Genomic DNA, 14317 nt, shown 5'->3' with positions numbered 1-14317 from the left:
CTTCTCCTCACGCGGCTGCTTGTTGAGGGGCGCCAAGCGAGCGGCCATTCGCGTCGAACGCCATCAGATGGCGGGTGTCGAGATAGATGTCGATCTGCCTGTCCGGCTCGATATCCAGAATGCCGCGCGTCAGCATGACCCAGCGATTGCCGGCAAAATCGACATGCACAAAGCTTTCGGAACCGGCGATTTCGGAAATCAGCGTCTTCGCAGAAAGCCTGACCGCACCGTCATGCACAGGCATGGGATAGAGGTGATGCGGATGGAAGGCCACGGTCACGGGGCCATCCGCAATACCGGCAAGATGGGCGGGGACGTCAAAAACGGGTTTGCCGTCATTGAGGAACGAGGCGCCGGAGCGGGTGAGTTCGATGATGTTGAGCGGCGGATCGGCAAAGGTGCGGGCGGAAATCAGATCGACCGGGTTGCGGTAGAGCTCGATCGTACTGCCATATTGCGTGATCCGGCCCTGATCCAGCGTCGCGGTATTGCCGCCCAGAAGCAGGGCTTCCGATGGCTCCGTGGTCGCATAGACAAAGATCGCGCCGGAAAGGGCAAAAATCTTCGGCAATTCCTCGCGAAGCTCTTCGCGCAGCTTGTAATCCAGATTGGCCAGCGGCTCATCCAGCAGCACCAGACTTGCATTCTTGACGATGGCGCGGGCGAGCGCCGTGCGCTGCTGCTGGCCACCGGAAAGGTTGAGCGGGGTGCGATCAAGGTAAGGTGTCAGCCGAAGCAGATCCGCAGCCCTCCGCACTTCGCGGTCGATGGTGGCTGCGTCTTTCTTGGCAATGCGCATCGGGGAGGCGATGTTCTCGTAAACGGTGAGCGCCGGGTAATTGATGAATTGCTGGTAGACCATGGCCACGCTGCGGTCCTGCACGCGCTTGCCCGTCACATCCGTGCCATCGAACAGCAGTTGTCCTTCGGTCGGTTTGTCCAGACCGGCCATAAGCCGCATCAGTGATGTTTTTCCAGAAAGAGTTGGCCCTAGCAGCACGTTGAGCGTGCCCCGCTTGAGGGTCAGATTGGTGGGGTAGATGTGGTACTCACCACCCACCATCTTGGCGATATTGCGTAATTCCAGCATGCCGTCCCGAGGCCTCCCAACCTGCAAGATTCTGCTTCAATGTCAGTGTTTTGTGCCCCTGCGGGCATCCGTCAGACGGCAATCGCCGCCATATAGTCGTTCAGCGCGGCTGCTTCTTCCTTGGAAAAATGCAGGCCCTGCTTCGTTCTGCGCCACAACACGTCGTCGCTCGTTCTGGCCCATTCCTGACGCATCAGCCATTCGACTTCGCGCTCATAGAGATCGCCGCCGAAATGCTGGCCGAGTGCCTCCATGCTTTTCGCATCGCCCAGAATGGCATATGCTTTCGTACCATAGAGACGCACCAGTCTGCGCGCCTGACGTTCAGATAGAAAGCTATACTTTGTGGTGAGTTTCCTCACCTCGGCTTCGTAACCGGTGGCCGCGAAATCACCGCCTGGAAGCGAGCTTTTTCCCGTCCATGGCGTGCCTTTACCGCCAATCGCCTCACCGATCTTTTCCAACGCGTGTTCCGCCAATCGGCGATATGTTGTCAGCTTGCCCCCGAAAACATTCAGCAATGGCGCTTCGCCATCCTTGCTCTCAAGCTTCAAGACATAGTCACGCGTAGCTTCCTGCGCCTTGGAGGCGCCGTCATCATAGAGCGGGCGCACTGCAGAATAGGTCCAGACAATATCATCCTTTGTGACCGGTTCGGCGAAATATTCGCTGGCCGCGTTGCAAAGATATTGTGTTTCCTCGTCGCTGATTTTCACCTGCGATGGGTCACCATCATAGTCCCGGTCTGTCGTGCCGATCAGCGTGAAGTCCGTCTCATAGGGAATGGCGAAAATGATGCGGTTGTCAGGATTCTGGAAGAAATAGGCCCTGACATCGTCGAACTTCTTTTTCACGATGATGTGGCTGCCCTGAACGAGCCGTACATTGTGAACCTGATTCTTGCCCGCCGCGTTGGAAAGAACATTATCCACCCACGGGCCGGATGCATTGATCAGCATTCTGGCGTGAACGGTTTTAACGATGCCGGTGGCGGCTTCCTTCACATCGACTTTCCACACGCCGTCTTCCCGACGAACGGATACGACCTTAGCACGGCTCATGATGTCGGCGCCGCGATCTGCTGCATCCCGGGCGTTCAGCACGACGAGACGTGCATCATCCACCCAGCCATCCGAATATTCAAATGCCTTGGTGAAGATCGGCTTCAGGGGCTTTCCTGCTGGATCGCGCCGCATGTCGAGCGACTTGGTAGCGGGCAGCAGTTTGCGACCGCCAAGATGATCATAAAGGAACAGCCCGAGCCTTATCAGCCAGGCCGGGCGCACTCCGCCCTTGTGGAATGGCAGAACAAACCGCATTGGCCAGATGATGTGCGGAGCCATGGCCCAGAGCACTTCGCGCTCCATCAACGCTTCGCGCACCAGCCGGAACTCATAATGTTCGAGGTAGCGAAGGCCGCCGTGAATGAGCTTTGTTGCGCCTGAAGATGTGCCCGATGCGAAATCGTTCATTTCGGCAAGAGTGACCGAATAGCCTCGGCCAGCAGCGTCGCGCGCGATGCCGCACCCGTTGATCCCGCCACCGATCACGAAAATATCGCGGACCGCCTGCTCGTTCACTGACACTCTCCCTGGCGCGACATTCTGCCGCTTATTCTTTGGAATTCGAAATTCAGGCGAGTTAAAATGAAAACAAAGTGAATGTCAAACGAATGTTCGGGCCGTTATTTCTCTACGTTGCCCGCACCGGTTTCGATCAGTTTCACCCCGTTTTCCTTGCAGATCACCCTGACTGGCTGAAGCGGGCAACTGTCGGTGATGAAGGTGTGTACCTGGGAGATATGGCCGATGCGAACAGGCGCGGTCCGGTCGAACTTGCTGGAATCTGAAACCAGAATCACGTGACGTGCATTGGCGATGATGGCTTGCGCGACTTTCACCTCACGAAAGTCATAGTCTAGCAAGGCGCCGTCCCTGTCGATGGCCGAGACGCCGATGACGGCGTAATCCACCTTGAACTGCCGGATAAAGTCCACGGCCGCTTCCCCGACAATGCCACCATCCGAGCCGCGCACGACGCCGCCTGCAATCACCACTTCGATGCCAGGATAAATGCGTAACCGGTTGGCGACGTTGATATTATTGGTGATGACCATTAGTTCGTGATGGTCCAGCAACGCCTCGCCAACGGCTTCCGTCGTGGTGCCGATATTGATAAAAAGTGATGTGTTGTTTGGAATGAGGGCAGCGGCGGCGCGCCCGATGGCCTGTTTTTCGCTGGCAGCAATCGATCTGCGGGCCTCATAGCGGACGTTCTCGGTGCTGCTTGGAAATATCGCTCCGCCATGAATACGGGTCAGCGCCCGTGCTTCGCAAAGGTCGTTCAAATCCTTGCGAATCGTCTGGGACGTCACGGAAAACCTGTTTGCCAGATCCTCGACAATGACCTTTCCTTCAGACTTTGCGAGTTCGATGATCTCAACTTGGCGGGGTGTGAAAAACATGAGGCTCTGCCCGGGCGATGATGCGAACTTTCGTTTTATTTCATTTTTCCCGGAAACGAAAGATTGGCGTCGTGCTCATTGTCACAAGTTTTCCACAATCATCCGGCGCAAATCCCGTCCATTTTTTCCAACCGATAAATATTGGGGTTGCGCCTTGGCCCGTTTTGTCCTTGTTTGCGCGTTCTCACACTTTATGGGGAAATTAAAAAAATGAATTCTATAAAAACAACAACGCGCGCCGCACTCCTGCTTGGCTCGCTACTGATTGGCGCAAGTTCTGCTCTGGCAGAAACAGTTCTGCATCGGGGCAACGCAGGAGAGCCGCAAACCCTCGATCAGGCCCAGACGTCGATCGACATCGAAGCGTTTATTGTAAAGGATCTTTACGAAGGTCTCACGATTTACAGCGCCGACGGTAAGATCACGCCCGGCGCAGCAGAAAGCTGGACCTTGTCTGATGACGGCACGGTTTACACATTCAAGCTTCGCCAAAACGCGAAGTGGTCGGATGGTTCGCCTGTTACGGCTGAGGATTTCGTATTCTCCTACCGCCGCGTCGAAGACCCTAAGACCGCTGCAAAATACGCGAATATTCTTTATCCCATCAAGAACGCTGAAAAGATCAACAAGGGCGAAGCCAAGCTTGAAGAGCTGGGTGTAAAGGCCGTTGATGCCAAGACGCTTGAAATCACTTTGGAGCGTCCGACTCCATTCTTCCTCGAACTGCTAGCGCACCAGACCGCGCTTCCGGTTTCCAAGGCGAGTGTTGAGAAGAACGGGGCGGACTTCGTTAAGCCGGGCATCATGGTTTCGAACGGCGCTTACACTCTTCAGGCGCATGTTCCCAATGACAGCCTGACTGTTGTCAAGAACCCAAATCACTGGGATGCTGCGAACACCAAGATCGACAAGGTGATTTTCTACCCGATCGACGATCAGGCTGCGTCCGTTCGTCGTTTCGAAGCCAAGGAGATGGACCTCGCATACAACTTCTCGGCCGACCAGTTGGATCGTCTGCGCAAGTCCTACGGGGATCAGGTGCACGTGTCTCCAACACTTGCGACCTATTACTACACCTTCGATACACGCGAAGCGCCATATAACGACGTTCGCGTTCGTCGCGCTCTTTCCATGGCTGTGGACCGCGACTTCCTGGCCAAGGAAATCTACAGCGGCTCGCAGCTTCCGTCTTACTCCATGGTTCCGCCCGGAATGGGCAGCTATGGCGAGCCTGCCAAGGCTGACTTCGCGACGCTTTCCCAGCTGGATCGTGAAGACGAAGCGCTTAAGCTTATGAAGGAAGCCGGTTACGGTGAAGGCGGCAAGCCGCTGTCCATCGAAATTCGCTATAACACCAACCCGAACCACGAGCGTGTTGCGACAGCGATTGCCGACATGTGGAAGACAACGTTCGGCGCCAATGTATCGCTTGTGAACCTCGACGTTGCCTCGCACTACGGTTACCTTCAGGAAGGCGGCAAGTTCAATGTGGCCCGCGCTGGTTGGGTTGCCGACTATGCGGACGCAGAAAACTTCCTTGCTCTGTCCGTCTCGTCCAACACGACATTCAACTACGCCAAATTCAACAATCCTGAATTTGATGCCCTGATGAAAAAGTCTTACGAAGAGAAGGACGCCGCTGCTCGCAACAAAATCCTGCATCAGGCCGAAACGATCCTGATGAAGGAGCAGCCGGTTGCACCGTTCCTCACGCAGGCTGATCTTTGGCTCGTGTCCAACCGCGTCAAGGGTTGGGTGGATAACGCCAATAACGAGCATCTCAGCCGCTTCCTGAGCGTATCCGAATAAGCAGTGCTGCCACGGTGGTTCTAGATCTGTCGCGCAAGGGCTTCCAGCTTTTGCGCGACTTCATCCGTAGAACGGGCTAAGCTTGCGATGCAAAAAGACCTCGTTTTGCGATTTAGCCACCGTGCCATGCCCGGAGCCTAAAACTTATGATCTCTTTCATTCTGCGCCGTTTGGCGAGCGCCGTGCCGACGTTGTTCATCGTCGTCACGATTTCATTTTTTCTGATGCGGTTTGCGCCGGGTGGTCCGTTCAATCTGGAGCGGCCTTTGCCACCACAGACGATGGAAAACCTGATGAGAACCTATCATCTGGATGAACCGTTGTGGCGCCAGTATCTGATTTACATGAAAAACGCCGTGACCGGCGATTTCGGGCCAAGCTATATCTACAAGGACAACACCGTTGCACAGTTGATCGGCAAGGGTCTGCCCTATTCGCTGGAACTCGGCTTTTATGCGCTTCTTCTGGCTTTGATCGGCGGCGTCCTGGCCGGCACCTTCGCGGCGCTGAGGCAGAACAGCCTCTTTGACTTTTCCCTCATGTCGGTTTCGACCGTTGGCGTGACCGTCCCTAACTTTGTCGTCGCCCCGGTGCTGACGCTGATTTTCGCCGTGCTGCTCGGTCTTCTGCCTGCCGGGAGCTGGGGCGATGGCTCGATGCGGTATCTGCTCCTGCCGATGATCGCCCTTGCCTTGCCGCAGCTCGCTGTCATTGCGCGGCTCACACGCGGCTCGATGATCGAAGCCTTGCGGATGGATCATATTCGCACCGCTAAAGCCTATGGGTTGCCAAAGCGCACCGTCGTCATCGTCCACGCCATGCGTGCCGCGATGCTGCCGGTCGTTTCCTATCTTGCGCCCTGCGCCGCTGCGCTATTGACCGGCTCTGCCGTCATCGAAACGATCTTCACCATTCCAGGGGTCGGTCGCTATTTCGTGCTGGGCGCCATTAATCGTGACTATACGCTTGTCATGGGAACGGTCGTTCTCATCGCGCTGTTCGTCATCGTTTTCAATCTTGTGGTCGATATTCTTTACGGCCTTCTTGATCCGAGGGTCAGACATGACTGATATCCCCGGCACCAATGCCGTTCCCACATCGGTTAAAAGCCGCAGCCTTTTCCAGCTGGCCACCATGCGCTTTCGGCGTAACAAGGCGGCCATGGCTGGTTCGATCATGCTTGTGCTGATCACGCTGTTTTCGTTTCTCGGGCCGCAATTCGTCAGTCACACCTATGATCAGGTGTTTTCATCCTATGTCTCCGTTCCGCCCAGTCTTGACGCCCGTCCGGATGTCGGGAGCCTTCAGGGTGTGATGGAGGGGGTTGCGAGTCGCGCCCGCGTTGAGCTGAAGGAGTTTGCCGTTGAAGGCAAGACTTTCACCGCGACGGTGACATCTGCCACCGAAGTGGACCCGCGCACGACACGCTATTTCGATCGCGCCAATGAGTTCGAAAACACCCGGGTCATCGCCACGGAGGATGAAGGTCGCACGCTGAAAATAGAAGGCGATGTGAACCGCGAATATTTCTTCTTCGGTACCGATAGCAATGGTCGCGACCTTCTCGTTCGCGTCATGCTCGGCGGACAGATATCGATTGCCGTTGGCGTGCTGGCCAGCCTCGTGTCGCTTGGCATCGGCGTCGTTTATGGCGCGACCGCAGGTTACATCGGCGGGCGTGTCGACAATGCGATGATGCGTTTCGTGGAAATCCTCTATTCGCTGCCCTTCGTGTTTCTCGTCGTTGTCCTCGTCGTATTCTTCGGGCGAAGCTTCATTCTCATCTTCCTCGTTATCGGGGCGGTGGAATGGCTGGATATGGCGCGTATCGTTCGTGGCCAGACCCTTGCGCTCAAGCGCCGTGAATTCGTCGGTGCCGCACAGGCACTGGGCTTGACGGACTGGCAGATCATCCGCCGTCACATCATTCCCAACACGATTGGCCCCGTGGTCGTCTTCGTGACCGTGGTGGTGCCGAAGGTCATTCTTCTGGAAAGCTTCCTGTCCTTCCTCGGTCTTGGTGTTCAGGCGCCTTTGACCAGTTGGGGCGCGCTGATTTCGGAAGGTGCCAACAATATGCAGTCGGCCCCATGGTTGCTGATATTCCCGGCGGTCTTCTTCGTGATGACGCTGTTTTCTCTGAACTTTGTGGGTGACGGGCTGCGTGATGCGCTTGATCCCAAGGATCGTTGACATGAGTGAAACAACTGAAAACATCCTGTCGGTGCGTGATCTCAAGGTCGACTTTACGACGCCGGACGGGATCGTAAATGCCGTCAAGGGCATCGATCTGGACGTACGCAAGGGTGAGGCCCTGGCCGTGGTCGGGGAATCCGGCTCCGGCAAAAGCCAGACCATGATGGGAATTATGGGCCTGCTGGCTTCAAACGGGCAGGTCCGTGGCTCCGCGAAGTACCGGGGACGTGAACTCGTCGGCCTGCCCGTCGATGATCTCAACGATATCAGAGGCGCCAAGATCACCATGATCTTCCAGGAGCCGATGACGTCGCTTGATCCGCTCTACAAAATCGGCAAGCAGATTGCCGAGCCCATCATCCACCACCGAGGCTGCAGCAAGGCGGAAGCGCGAACGCGCGTCATGGAGTTGTTGCAGCTTGTCGGCATTCCTGATCCGGCACGCCGTATCGATAGCTATCCGCACGAACTGTCCGGCGGGCAGCGCCAGCGTGTGATGATCGCCATGGCGCTGGCCAACGAACCCGATCTACTCATTGCGGACGAGCCGACGACGGCGCTCGACGTGACGATTCAGGCGCAGATCCTCGACCTGCTGAAATCGCTCCAGCAGCGTTTCGGGATGGCGGTCGTCCTGATTACCCATGATCTGGGCGTCGTGCGCCATTTCGCCGACCGTGTTGCGGTCATGCGTCGTGGTGAGGTGGTTGAGACCGGTAGCACAGAAGATATCTTCGAGCGTCCGCAAGCCGACTACACCAAGATGCTGCTGGATGCAGAGCCAAGCGGGCACAAGCCTCCGGTTGGCTCGGAAGCACCGCTTGTCCTTTCCGGTCAGAATGTGACGGTGGATTATGAGATACCCGGCGGTCTGTTCAAGAAAGCCTCGGTTTTCAGGGCCGTCGATGGTGTGAATGTCTCCCTGCGTCAGGGTCAGACGATTGGCATCGTCGGAGAATCCGGATCAGGCAAGTCCACCCTCGGGCGGGCATTGCTGCGCTTGACGCCTTCGAGCGGCAGGCTGTTTTTCGGCAAGAAAGAAATCTCCGGCCTGGACCGCAAAGCCATGCGACCGATGCGTCGTCAGCTTCAGCTGGTGTTTCAGGACCCCTATGGCTCGCTGTCACCGCGCCAGACGGTGGGAGAGATCATCACCGAGGGGTTGTTCGTGCATGCGCCCGAACTCAACCGCGCGGAGCGTGACAAGCGGGCGATAGAGGCTCTCGAGGAGGTCGGTCTCGACCCGGCGGCGCGCAACCGTTATCCGCACGAATTTTCCGGTGGCCAGCGGCAGCGTATAGCAATTGCGCGCGCGATCATCCTCAAGCCAGATGTCGTCATTCTCGATGAGCCGACATCTGCTCTGGATCGCTCCGTTCAGGGGCAGGTTATCGATCTGTTGCGAGACCTGCAGAAAGCCCACGGGCTGTCCTATGTCTTCATCAGCCATGATCTTTCTGTCATCAAGGCGATCTCTGACTATGTGATCGTGATGAAGGATGGAAAGATTGTCGAGGAAGGCGAAACGGACTCCGTCTTCAACAATCCCGCAGCGGACTACACGAAGACTCTGATCAAGTCTGCTTTCACCACCGAAACTGCGGCCTGATACTCGGCCCGGCCAAAGCGCCGGGCCGTTTACTTACGGTGTCAAGGAACAACGACCTCACATCCGCGTTATCTCCGGCGTGAACAATACAAGGTGCGACAAGCGCCGAGGAGGTAGAATGCTTAAGGTTATTCAAATTGCCGGTCTTGCTTTTACAATGGCCGTCTCCGGCGTTGCCGTAACCGCGCCTGCCAAGGCGCAGGATATGGAGTTGAGAATTGGTCGGGATGGTGTACGTCCCGTCATCCGCGACAGAGAACTCGATCGTCGCGGCCCTCCAAGAAGAGGTTGCAGCGAGCGTGAAGCCCGTGCTGCCGCACGCGCATCTGGTCTGCGAGATCCGGAAATCGTAAGGGTAACGCCGCGCCGCGTGGTTGTAGAGGGTTTTACCCGCCGCGGCCCTGACACGATCACGTTCGCCAATGAGCGTGGATGCCCCGAAATCTGACGTGCGATTTCTAGCCCGTTAATCGACCACGATATTGAAACTCGCCTTGTGCGAGTTTCTTCGCGTAAAGCTATCAAAAAAATAAATTAGTAAAATCTAAAATGGTGTGCGCTAATGTTGCGATAGCTGTCCGATGGAGGGTTTCCTGCAGTGTTCGCCGTTCTCGAATGCGTCGCCAATCAGCATGACCAATATGTCATAGCATTGGCGGCTTTGATTGCCCTCATCGGAATGCTTTCGTTCTTCCAGATATTGCTCCGAGCTGACGAAAGCCCGCTTCAGCGCAGGCCTTATTGGATAACCGCGGCGGCGTTAGCGTCTGGCCTAAGCATTTGGGCGACGCACTTCATCGCTATGCTTGCCTATCGAGGCAGTATGCCCATCGGCTTCGATCTTTTCTACACGACGCTGTCGGCGGCGGTGGCGGTTGGCGGTTTTTGGGTCAGTCTGCAGTTTCTTTGGCGCGGTAAAGGCTCGGCTCTCATCGTCGGTGGCCTTTTCACTGTTGTCGTCGGGCTCATGCACTTCCTTGGAATGGCAGGCATGCAGGTTGCGGCAACAATCGAATATCGGATGACACCGATCCTCGTCGGCACGGTGATTGCCTTGATGATCTTCTCCTCGTCCTTCCAGTTGTTCATGCACGTGCGGGGCCGGAGACAGGTGCATCTCTCCGCACTGCCAGCCATTCTCGGTGTGTTGATACTGCATTTTACTGCCATGTCTTCGACGGTGCTCGCCCCTGACCCAAGCTTGAGTGGTCCGCAGATGGACGGTCTCGACCGACTGTTTCTGATGTGTGCGATTACTGCGGTTACCCTGACGGTTGTTGCGATCACGGCGGTTGCGGCCTTTGTCGACCGCTATCTCGTTGATCTTAAAGGGCTTGTCGGCGCAACGCTCGATGGCCTCGCCGTCGTGCGCGATGGCCGGATCGTGGAAGTGAATGCCCGCTTTGCACAGCTGCTTGATACAGGCGAGGCAACACTCATCGGCGAGAACGCTGCTGATCTGATGGACGCCGATGATGGGCAACTTGCCCATATGCCGCGTGTCGCAGCCGTTGAGGCCGTTCCCAATCGCGGCGACAGGTCGCGGACGTTCGAACTGGCGGTGAGAACGATCGAGTATCGCGGTCGCCCCTGCGAAGTCATGGCTATCAGGGATCTGACTGATAAGCGGCGTGCGCAGCGGGAAATCGAATATCTCGCCAGGTACGATATTCTGACCGGACTGGCGAACCGTACGCAGTTTCAAGACCGTCTGGCGCAGCATATAGCGCACGCCCAGAGTGATGATCAGTTTGCGTTGCTCGCACTCGATCTCGACCGCTTCAAGGCCGTCAATGATCTCTTCGGCCACGCAGAGGGCGATCGGGTGCTAAGAGATGTCGCCCGATTTCTGCAGCAGGCGGTACGCACCGGAGATCTGGTTGCGCGTCTCGGGGGTGACGAATTTGTTATTCTGACACGGTTTGGAACCACGGGAAGCAGTGTGCGAGAACTCGGCGAGCATATATTGTCTGTGTTCCGCAGGGAAATGGACTATGTGAGTGATCCCACGGCTGTGGGTGTCACGATTGGCATCGCAGAGTTTCCAGCAAACGGCAAAGACAGCGAAACCCTTATGCACGCGGCCGATATGGCACTGTATAGGGCGAAGGTGAGCGGTCGTGGCATGATTGCATTTTACGATCCTGCGATGGACAGGGAAACGAAGGAACGTCGCAGGCTGGAGTCCGATCTGCGTCAGGCCATCGGCCGCCGCGAACTGGAGTTGCTTTACCAACCCGTTCACTCCGTCTCCACAGGAGACATTGCAAGCTATGAGGCGTTGGTGCGCTGGTGCCATCCAACACGCGGGATGATACCCCCCGATGTTTTCATCCCGATCGCAGAGGAAACCGGGGTCATCATCGCTTTGGGCGAGTGGATCCTGCAAGAAGCCTGCATGGCTGCGACACAGTGGGAGCCGCATATAAAGGTTGCCGTCAATGTATCTCCGGTTCAGTTCGCTCTGGCAAATCTTGCCCATACAATCTGCGCAATACTTGATAAAACCGGGTTGCATCCAACGCGCCTGGAGCTGGAAATGACGGAGGCGGCGCTGCTCAAGGACAGGGCTGTCACCCTGTCCACCATGAGGCAATTGAAGAACTTAGGGGTAACGATCGTCATGGACGATTTCGGAACCGGCTATTCTTCCCTCAGCAATCTTCGCAGTTTCCCTTTTGACAAGATCAAGATCGACCGCAGCTTCATCGCCGCGATGAAACAAGATGAGAACGCCCACTCCATCGTTCGTGCGATCATTGGCCTTGGAAAAAGTCTGGATCTGCCGGTTACCGCCGAGGGAATTGAGACTGACAGCCAATATCGCATGATCGTGGATGAGGGTTGCGCGCAGGCGCAGGGCTATCTATTTGGCAAACCAAGCAAGTTGCCGGCACGCGCAAAGCGGACCCGTAAGAGCGCGCTGGTATGACGCCGACTGCCAATGATGCTGCGCGCGCCGCAGGGTCGATGACGACGGCGCAAATTTCCGGTTCACCTTACGTAAGTGGTTGCTTATTGGACACACAGGCCAATTTATATAGCTGATATTTTTCAATTTTCAGCTTCAAACTTATTGCCGTGAAACATCCTGATGCTATTCCTGCGTGTAGGTGATTCTTTCATGGGGATTGGGATGAAGAAGGTTGTATCGGTTCTTCTTTTGGCTTTGCTGAGTGGTTGTGCGAAGCCCTCTGATGGTCCGACTTCCGGTAATATCCGGTCCGCTACTTTCCCTCTGACAAACGAGAAAATCCGGGTGGTCGAGCTTGCCAATGCTCCTGCCGCATCCATTTCGCCATCTGCCATCGAAAGCACCACGGGTCCCGGTCTGACCATGCTTCGCAACACGGGTTACAATTCCCAGCGCCTGCGTCGCGGCGACGTAATCGATATCACGGTGCTCGATACCGGCGAAGACGGCCTGTTCTCTTCGACGCAGAGCAAGACACTCAATCTGGGTCGCTTCACGGTCGACCAGAGCGGTAGCGTGACATTGCCTTTCATCGGCAAGCAGCGGGTGGTCGATTCCACACCGGAAGGCCTTCAGACGCAGGTCGTCAGCGGGCTCAAGGGCTCGGCGGTCAATCCACAGGCCGTGGTGACGGTCGTGGACAAGCCGACCAGCGCCGTCATGTTGAGCGGTGCGGTCGAAACGCCCGGAAAAATTCCTCTGACCGCGCGTCAGGAGCGTGTTCTGGACGCGATCAATCAGGCCGGTGGGCCGACTGTCGCACCGGGTGCCGCACGTGTGACGGTTGTCCGCGGATCGCAGCGCGCCACCGCGACGCTTGACCGGATCATGCGCGAAGACCGGCAGAATATCCGCCTGTCTCCAGATGACCAGATCATGATCGACGGCGACGCGTCGAGCTTCACCGCGCTTGGCGCGTTCAAGAGTGCGGGTGAATTCCAGTTCGAAACCGGCAAGATGACGCTTGCACAGGCGGTGGGCCGTGCCGGTGGACTTCTGGATGACCGTGCGGATGCGCGCAACGTCTATGTCTTCCGCAATGAGGTCGTTCAGGTTGCGTCGGCTTCCGACCTGAAATCGGGTGGCACGACTGCGACGATGCGCCCCGTGATCTACCACGTTAACATGCGCGACGCGTCCAGCATTGCCTTGATGCAGCTGTTCCAGATGCAGAAGGGTGACGTTCTCTATGCCAGCAACGCCCCGCTGGTCGACTCCGCCAAGTTGCTCACCGTATTCCAGAAGAGCGTTCCTACTGCGGCAGCACCGCAACCGGGCAGCTCAAACTGACATCAGGAAGTGAGGCCGCTGCGTTCCATGCGCACGGCCATTACCTCAAGAGGCCTGCAGCCTCTTCTGCCGATGATGGCCGTTTGTCGGCATCCTGCAATGTACAGGTTTCGACAAATCTGGACAGTGCTGAAGTCACATGGTCCGCGGCCACGAGCAGACGCTCTGCCAGTTTTCCAATGGCATAGATATCATGACGTGGATCTGCTTCTCCTCCCGCCATCTGCTCAGGCGGGGCGTATCCCGGAGAGCCCGCATAGCGCGCGCCCACATCGAGCGGCTTTTCCCCTATTTTCAGGGTAATTCCAAAGTCGCCCAGTCGCGGACTGTCGAGATTGCCGTGGGGCAGCAGGATATTCGATGCTGTGACATCGCCATGTACGAGACCTTTCGCGTGCATCGCGCCCACCGCTTGCAGCAAGGATGCGATCAAGGCTGATATCTGTGATATCCCAATGCGGTTGCCGGAAAGCCACGAGCCGAGCGTCATTGGTGCCCAGGGTTGCAACAGTCCGGGCCTTCCATCGGCCATGCGGATGAGGGCGCAGGTCTCTTGCAGCAAAGGGTGACGCAGGGACAGGCCAATCTCGGCTTCACGACGAAGTTGCTGGATGAGGTGGGCATCGTGGCGACGCTCCGGATGCACCGTCTTGATGGCATAGGCGGCGTCGATGTCGCGGTGCCGCGCTTGAAGAAGCTGCGTGTTTCCCGTCTCGTAAGCCACTGCGACGACAGACAGGCTGCCTTCAACGAAGCCTTGATGGTGGGAGGCGAGTTTCGCGGCCTTGCGATCCAGCGCGTCACGAACGCGATCCAGCGTGTCCATTGGGTTTTCGCAGGCACCGATGGCTGCCACCAAGGTTGCAAAACATCTGGCCAGCTCTT

11 protein-coding genes are annotated in these 14317 nt (G+C 56.8%); 7 read left to right on the top strand and 4 right to left on the bottom strand.

From position 1 onward, the window contains the following. Positions 1-7 precede the first annotated feature (7 nt). The 3 genes from ASF69_RS12895 to ASF69_RS12885 form a co-directional block, all read right to left on the bottom strand. Positions 8-1090 carry an ABC transporter ATP-binding protein gene (locus tag ASF69_RS12895; protein ID WP_062588073.1) on the bottom strand — a complete coding sequence of 361 codons (1083 nt, stop codon included), beginning with the start codon at positions 1088-1090 and terminating at the stop codon, positions 8-10. A 71-nt stretch (positions 1091-1161) separates the two neighbouring features. Continuing rightward, on the bottom strand, positions 1162-2670 hold the full coding sequence (gene glpD, locus ASF69_RS12890) for a glycerol-3-phosphate dehydrogenase (RefSeq protein ID WP_062588071.1): 1509 nt from the start codon (positions 2668-2670) through the stop codon (positions 1162-1164). Positions 2671-2774: 104 nt separating this feature from the next. Next, on the bottom strand, positions 2775-3554 hold the full coding sequence (locus tag ASF69_RS12885) for a DeoR/GlpR family DNA-binding transcription regulator (protein WP_062588069.1): 780 nt from the start codon (positions 3552-3554) through the stop codon (positions 2775-2777). A gap of 210 nt (positions 3555-3764) precedes the next feature. Between ASF69_RS12885 and ASF69_RS12880 the strand changes: the two genes are divergently transcribed. The 7 genes from ASF69_RS12880 to ASF69_RS12850 all read left to right on the top strand — a co-directional run bounded on the left by ASF69_RS12880 (position 3765) and on the right by ASF69_RS12850 (position 13432). Continuing rightward, a complete protein-coding gene (locus ASF69_RS12880) occupies positions 3765-5363 on the top strand; it encodes a peptide ABC transporter substrate-binding protein (protein WP_062588067.1) in 1599 nt (532 codons plus the stop codon). A 146-nt stretch (positions 5364-5509) separates the two neighbouring features. Continuing rightward, positions 5510-6433 (top strand): oligopeptide ABC transporter permease OppB, encoded by a 924-nt coding sequence (oppB, locus tag ASF69_RS12875; protein ID WP_062588065.1) that lies wholly within the window; start codon positions 5510-5512, stop codon positions 6431-6433. After that, on the top strand, positions 6426-7556 hold the full coding sequence (locus ASF69_RS12870) for an ABC transporter permease subunit (RefSeq protein WP_062588063.1): 1131 nt from the start codon (positions 6426-6428) through the stop codon (positions 7554-7556). Before oppB ends, ASF69_RS12870 begins: the two co-directional genes overlap by 8 nt. A 1-nt stretch (position 7557) precedes the next feature. Continuing rightward, a complete protein-coding gene (locus ASF69_RS12865) occupies positions 7558-9168 on the top strand; it encodes an ABC transporter ATP-binding protein (RefSeq protein WP_062588061.1) in 1611 nt (536 codons plus the stop codon). A 118-nt stretch (positions 9169-9286) separates the two neighbouring features. Beyond that, a complete protein-coding gene (locus ASF69_RS12860) occupies positions 9287-9616 on the top strand; it encodes a hypothetical protein (protein ID WP_062588059.1) in 330 nt (109 codons plus the stop codon). Between the two features lie 150 nt (positions 9617-9766). Beyond that, positions 9767-12100: an EAL domain-containing protein gene (locus tag ASF69_RS12855; protein WP_062588057.1), complete on the top strand. Its 2334-nt coding sequence runs from the start codon at positions 9767-9769 to the stop codon at positions 12098-12100. A 204-nt stretch (positions 12101-12304) separates the two neighbouring features. Beyond that, entirely contained in the window at positions 12305-13432 is a 1128-nt protein-coding gene (locus ASF69_RS12850) for a polysaccharide biosynthesis/export family protein (protein WP_062588413.1), read from the top strand. Between the two features lie 40 nt (positions 13433-13472). Here ASF69_RS12850 and ASF69_RS12845 read toward each other — a convergent pair whose 3' ends face one another. Further along, positions 13473-14258, bottom strand: a complete 786-nt coding sequence (locus ASF69_RS12845) for a protein kinase (protein WP_156462060.1) — start codon at positions 14256-14258, stop codon at positions 13473-13475. Positions 14259-14317 lie beyond the last annotated feature (59 nt).

It is taken from the genome of Rhizobium sp. Leaf311 (genome assembly GCF_001423445.1).
Classification (GTDB): Bacteria; Pseudomonadota; Alphaproteobacteria; order Rhizobiales; family Rhizobiaceae; genus Agrobacterium.
This window is presented reverse-complemented; position numbering and strand designations above follow the sequence as displayed.

Excerpts from the sequence above, each read along its gene's own strand:
- ASF69_RS12895 (WP_062588073.1), bottom strand. The coding sequence starts at position 1,090 with ATGCTGGAATTACGCAATATCGCCAAGATGGTGGGTGGTGAGTACCAC.
- ASF69_RS12885 (WP_062588069.1), bottom strand. The coding sequence starts at position 3,554 with ATGTTTTTCACACCCCGCCAAGTTGAGATCATCGAACTCGCAAAGTCT.
- ASF69_RS12880 (WP_062588067.1), top strand. The coding sequence starts at position 3,765 with ATGAATTCTATAAAAACAACAACGCGCGCCGCACTCCTGCTTGGCTCG.
- oppB (WP_062588065.1), top strand. The coding sequence starts at position 5,510 with ATGATCTCTTTCATTCTGCGCCGTTTGGCGAGCGCCGTGCCGACGTTG.
- ASF69_RS12870 (WP_062588063.1), top strand. The coding sequence starts at position 6,426 with ATGACTGATATCCCCGGCACCAATGCCGTTCCCACATCGGTTAAAAGC.
- ASF69_RS12865 (WP_062588061.1), top strand. The coding sequence starts at position 7,558 with ATGAGTGAAACAACTGAAAACATCCTGTCGGTGCGTGATCTCAAGGTC.
- ASF69_RS12860 (WP_062588059.1), top strand. The coding sequence starts at position 9,287 with ATGCTTAAGGTTATTCAAATTGCCGGTCTTGCTTTTACAATGGCCGTC.
- ASF69_RS12850 (WP_062588413.1), top strand. The coding sequence starts at position 12,305 with ATGAAGAAGGTTGTATCGGTTCTTCTTTTGGCTTTGCTGAGTGGTTGT.
- ASF69_RS12845 (WP_156462060.1), bottom strand. The coding sequence starts at position 14,258 with ATGGACACGCTGGATCGCGTTCGTGACGCGCTGGATCGCAAGGCCGCG.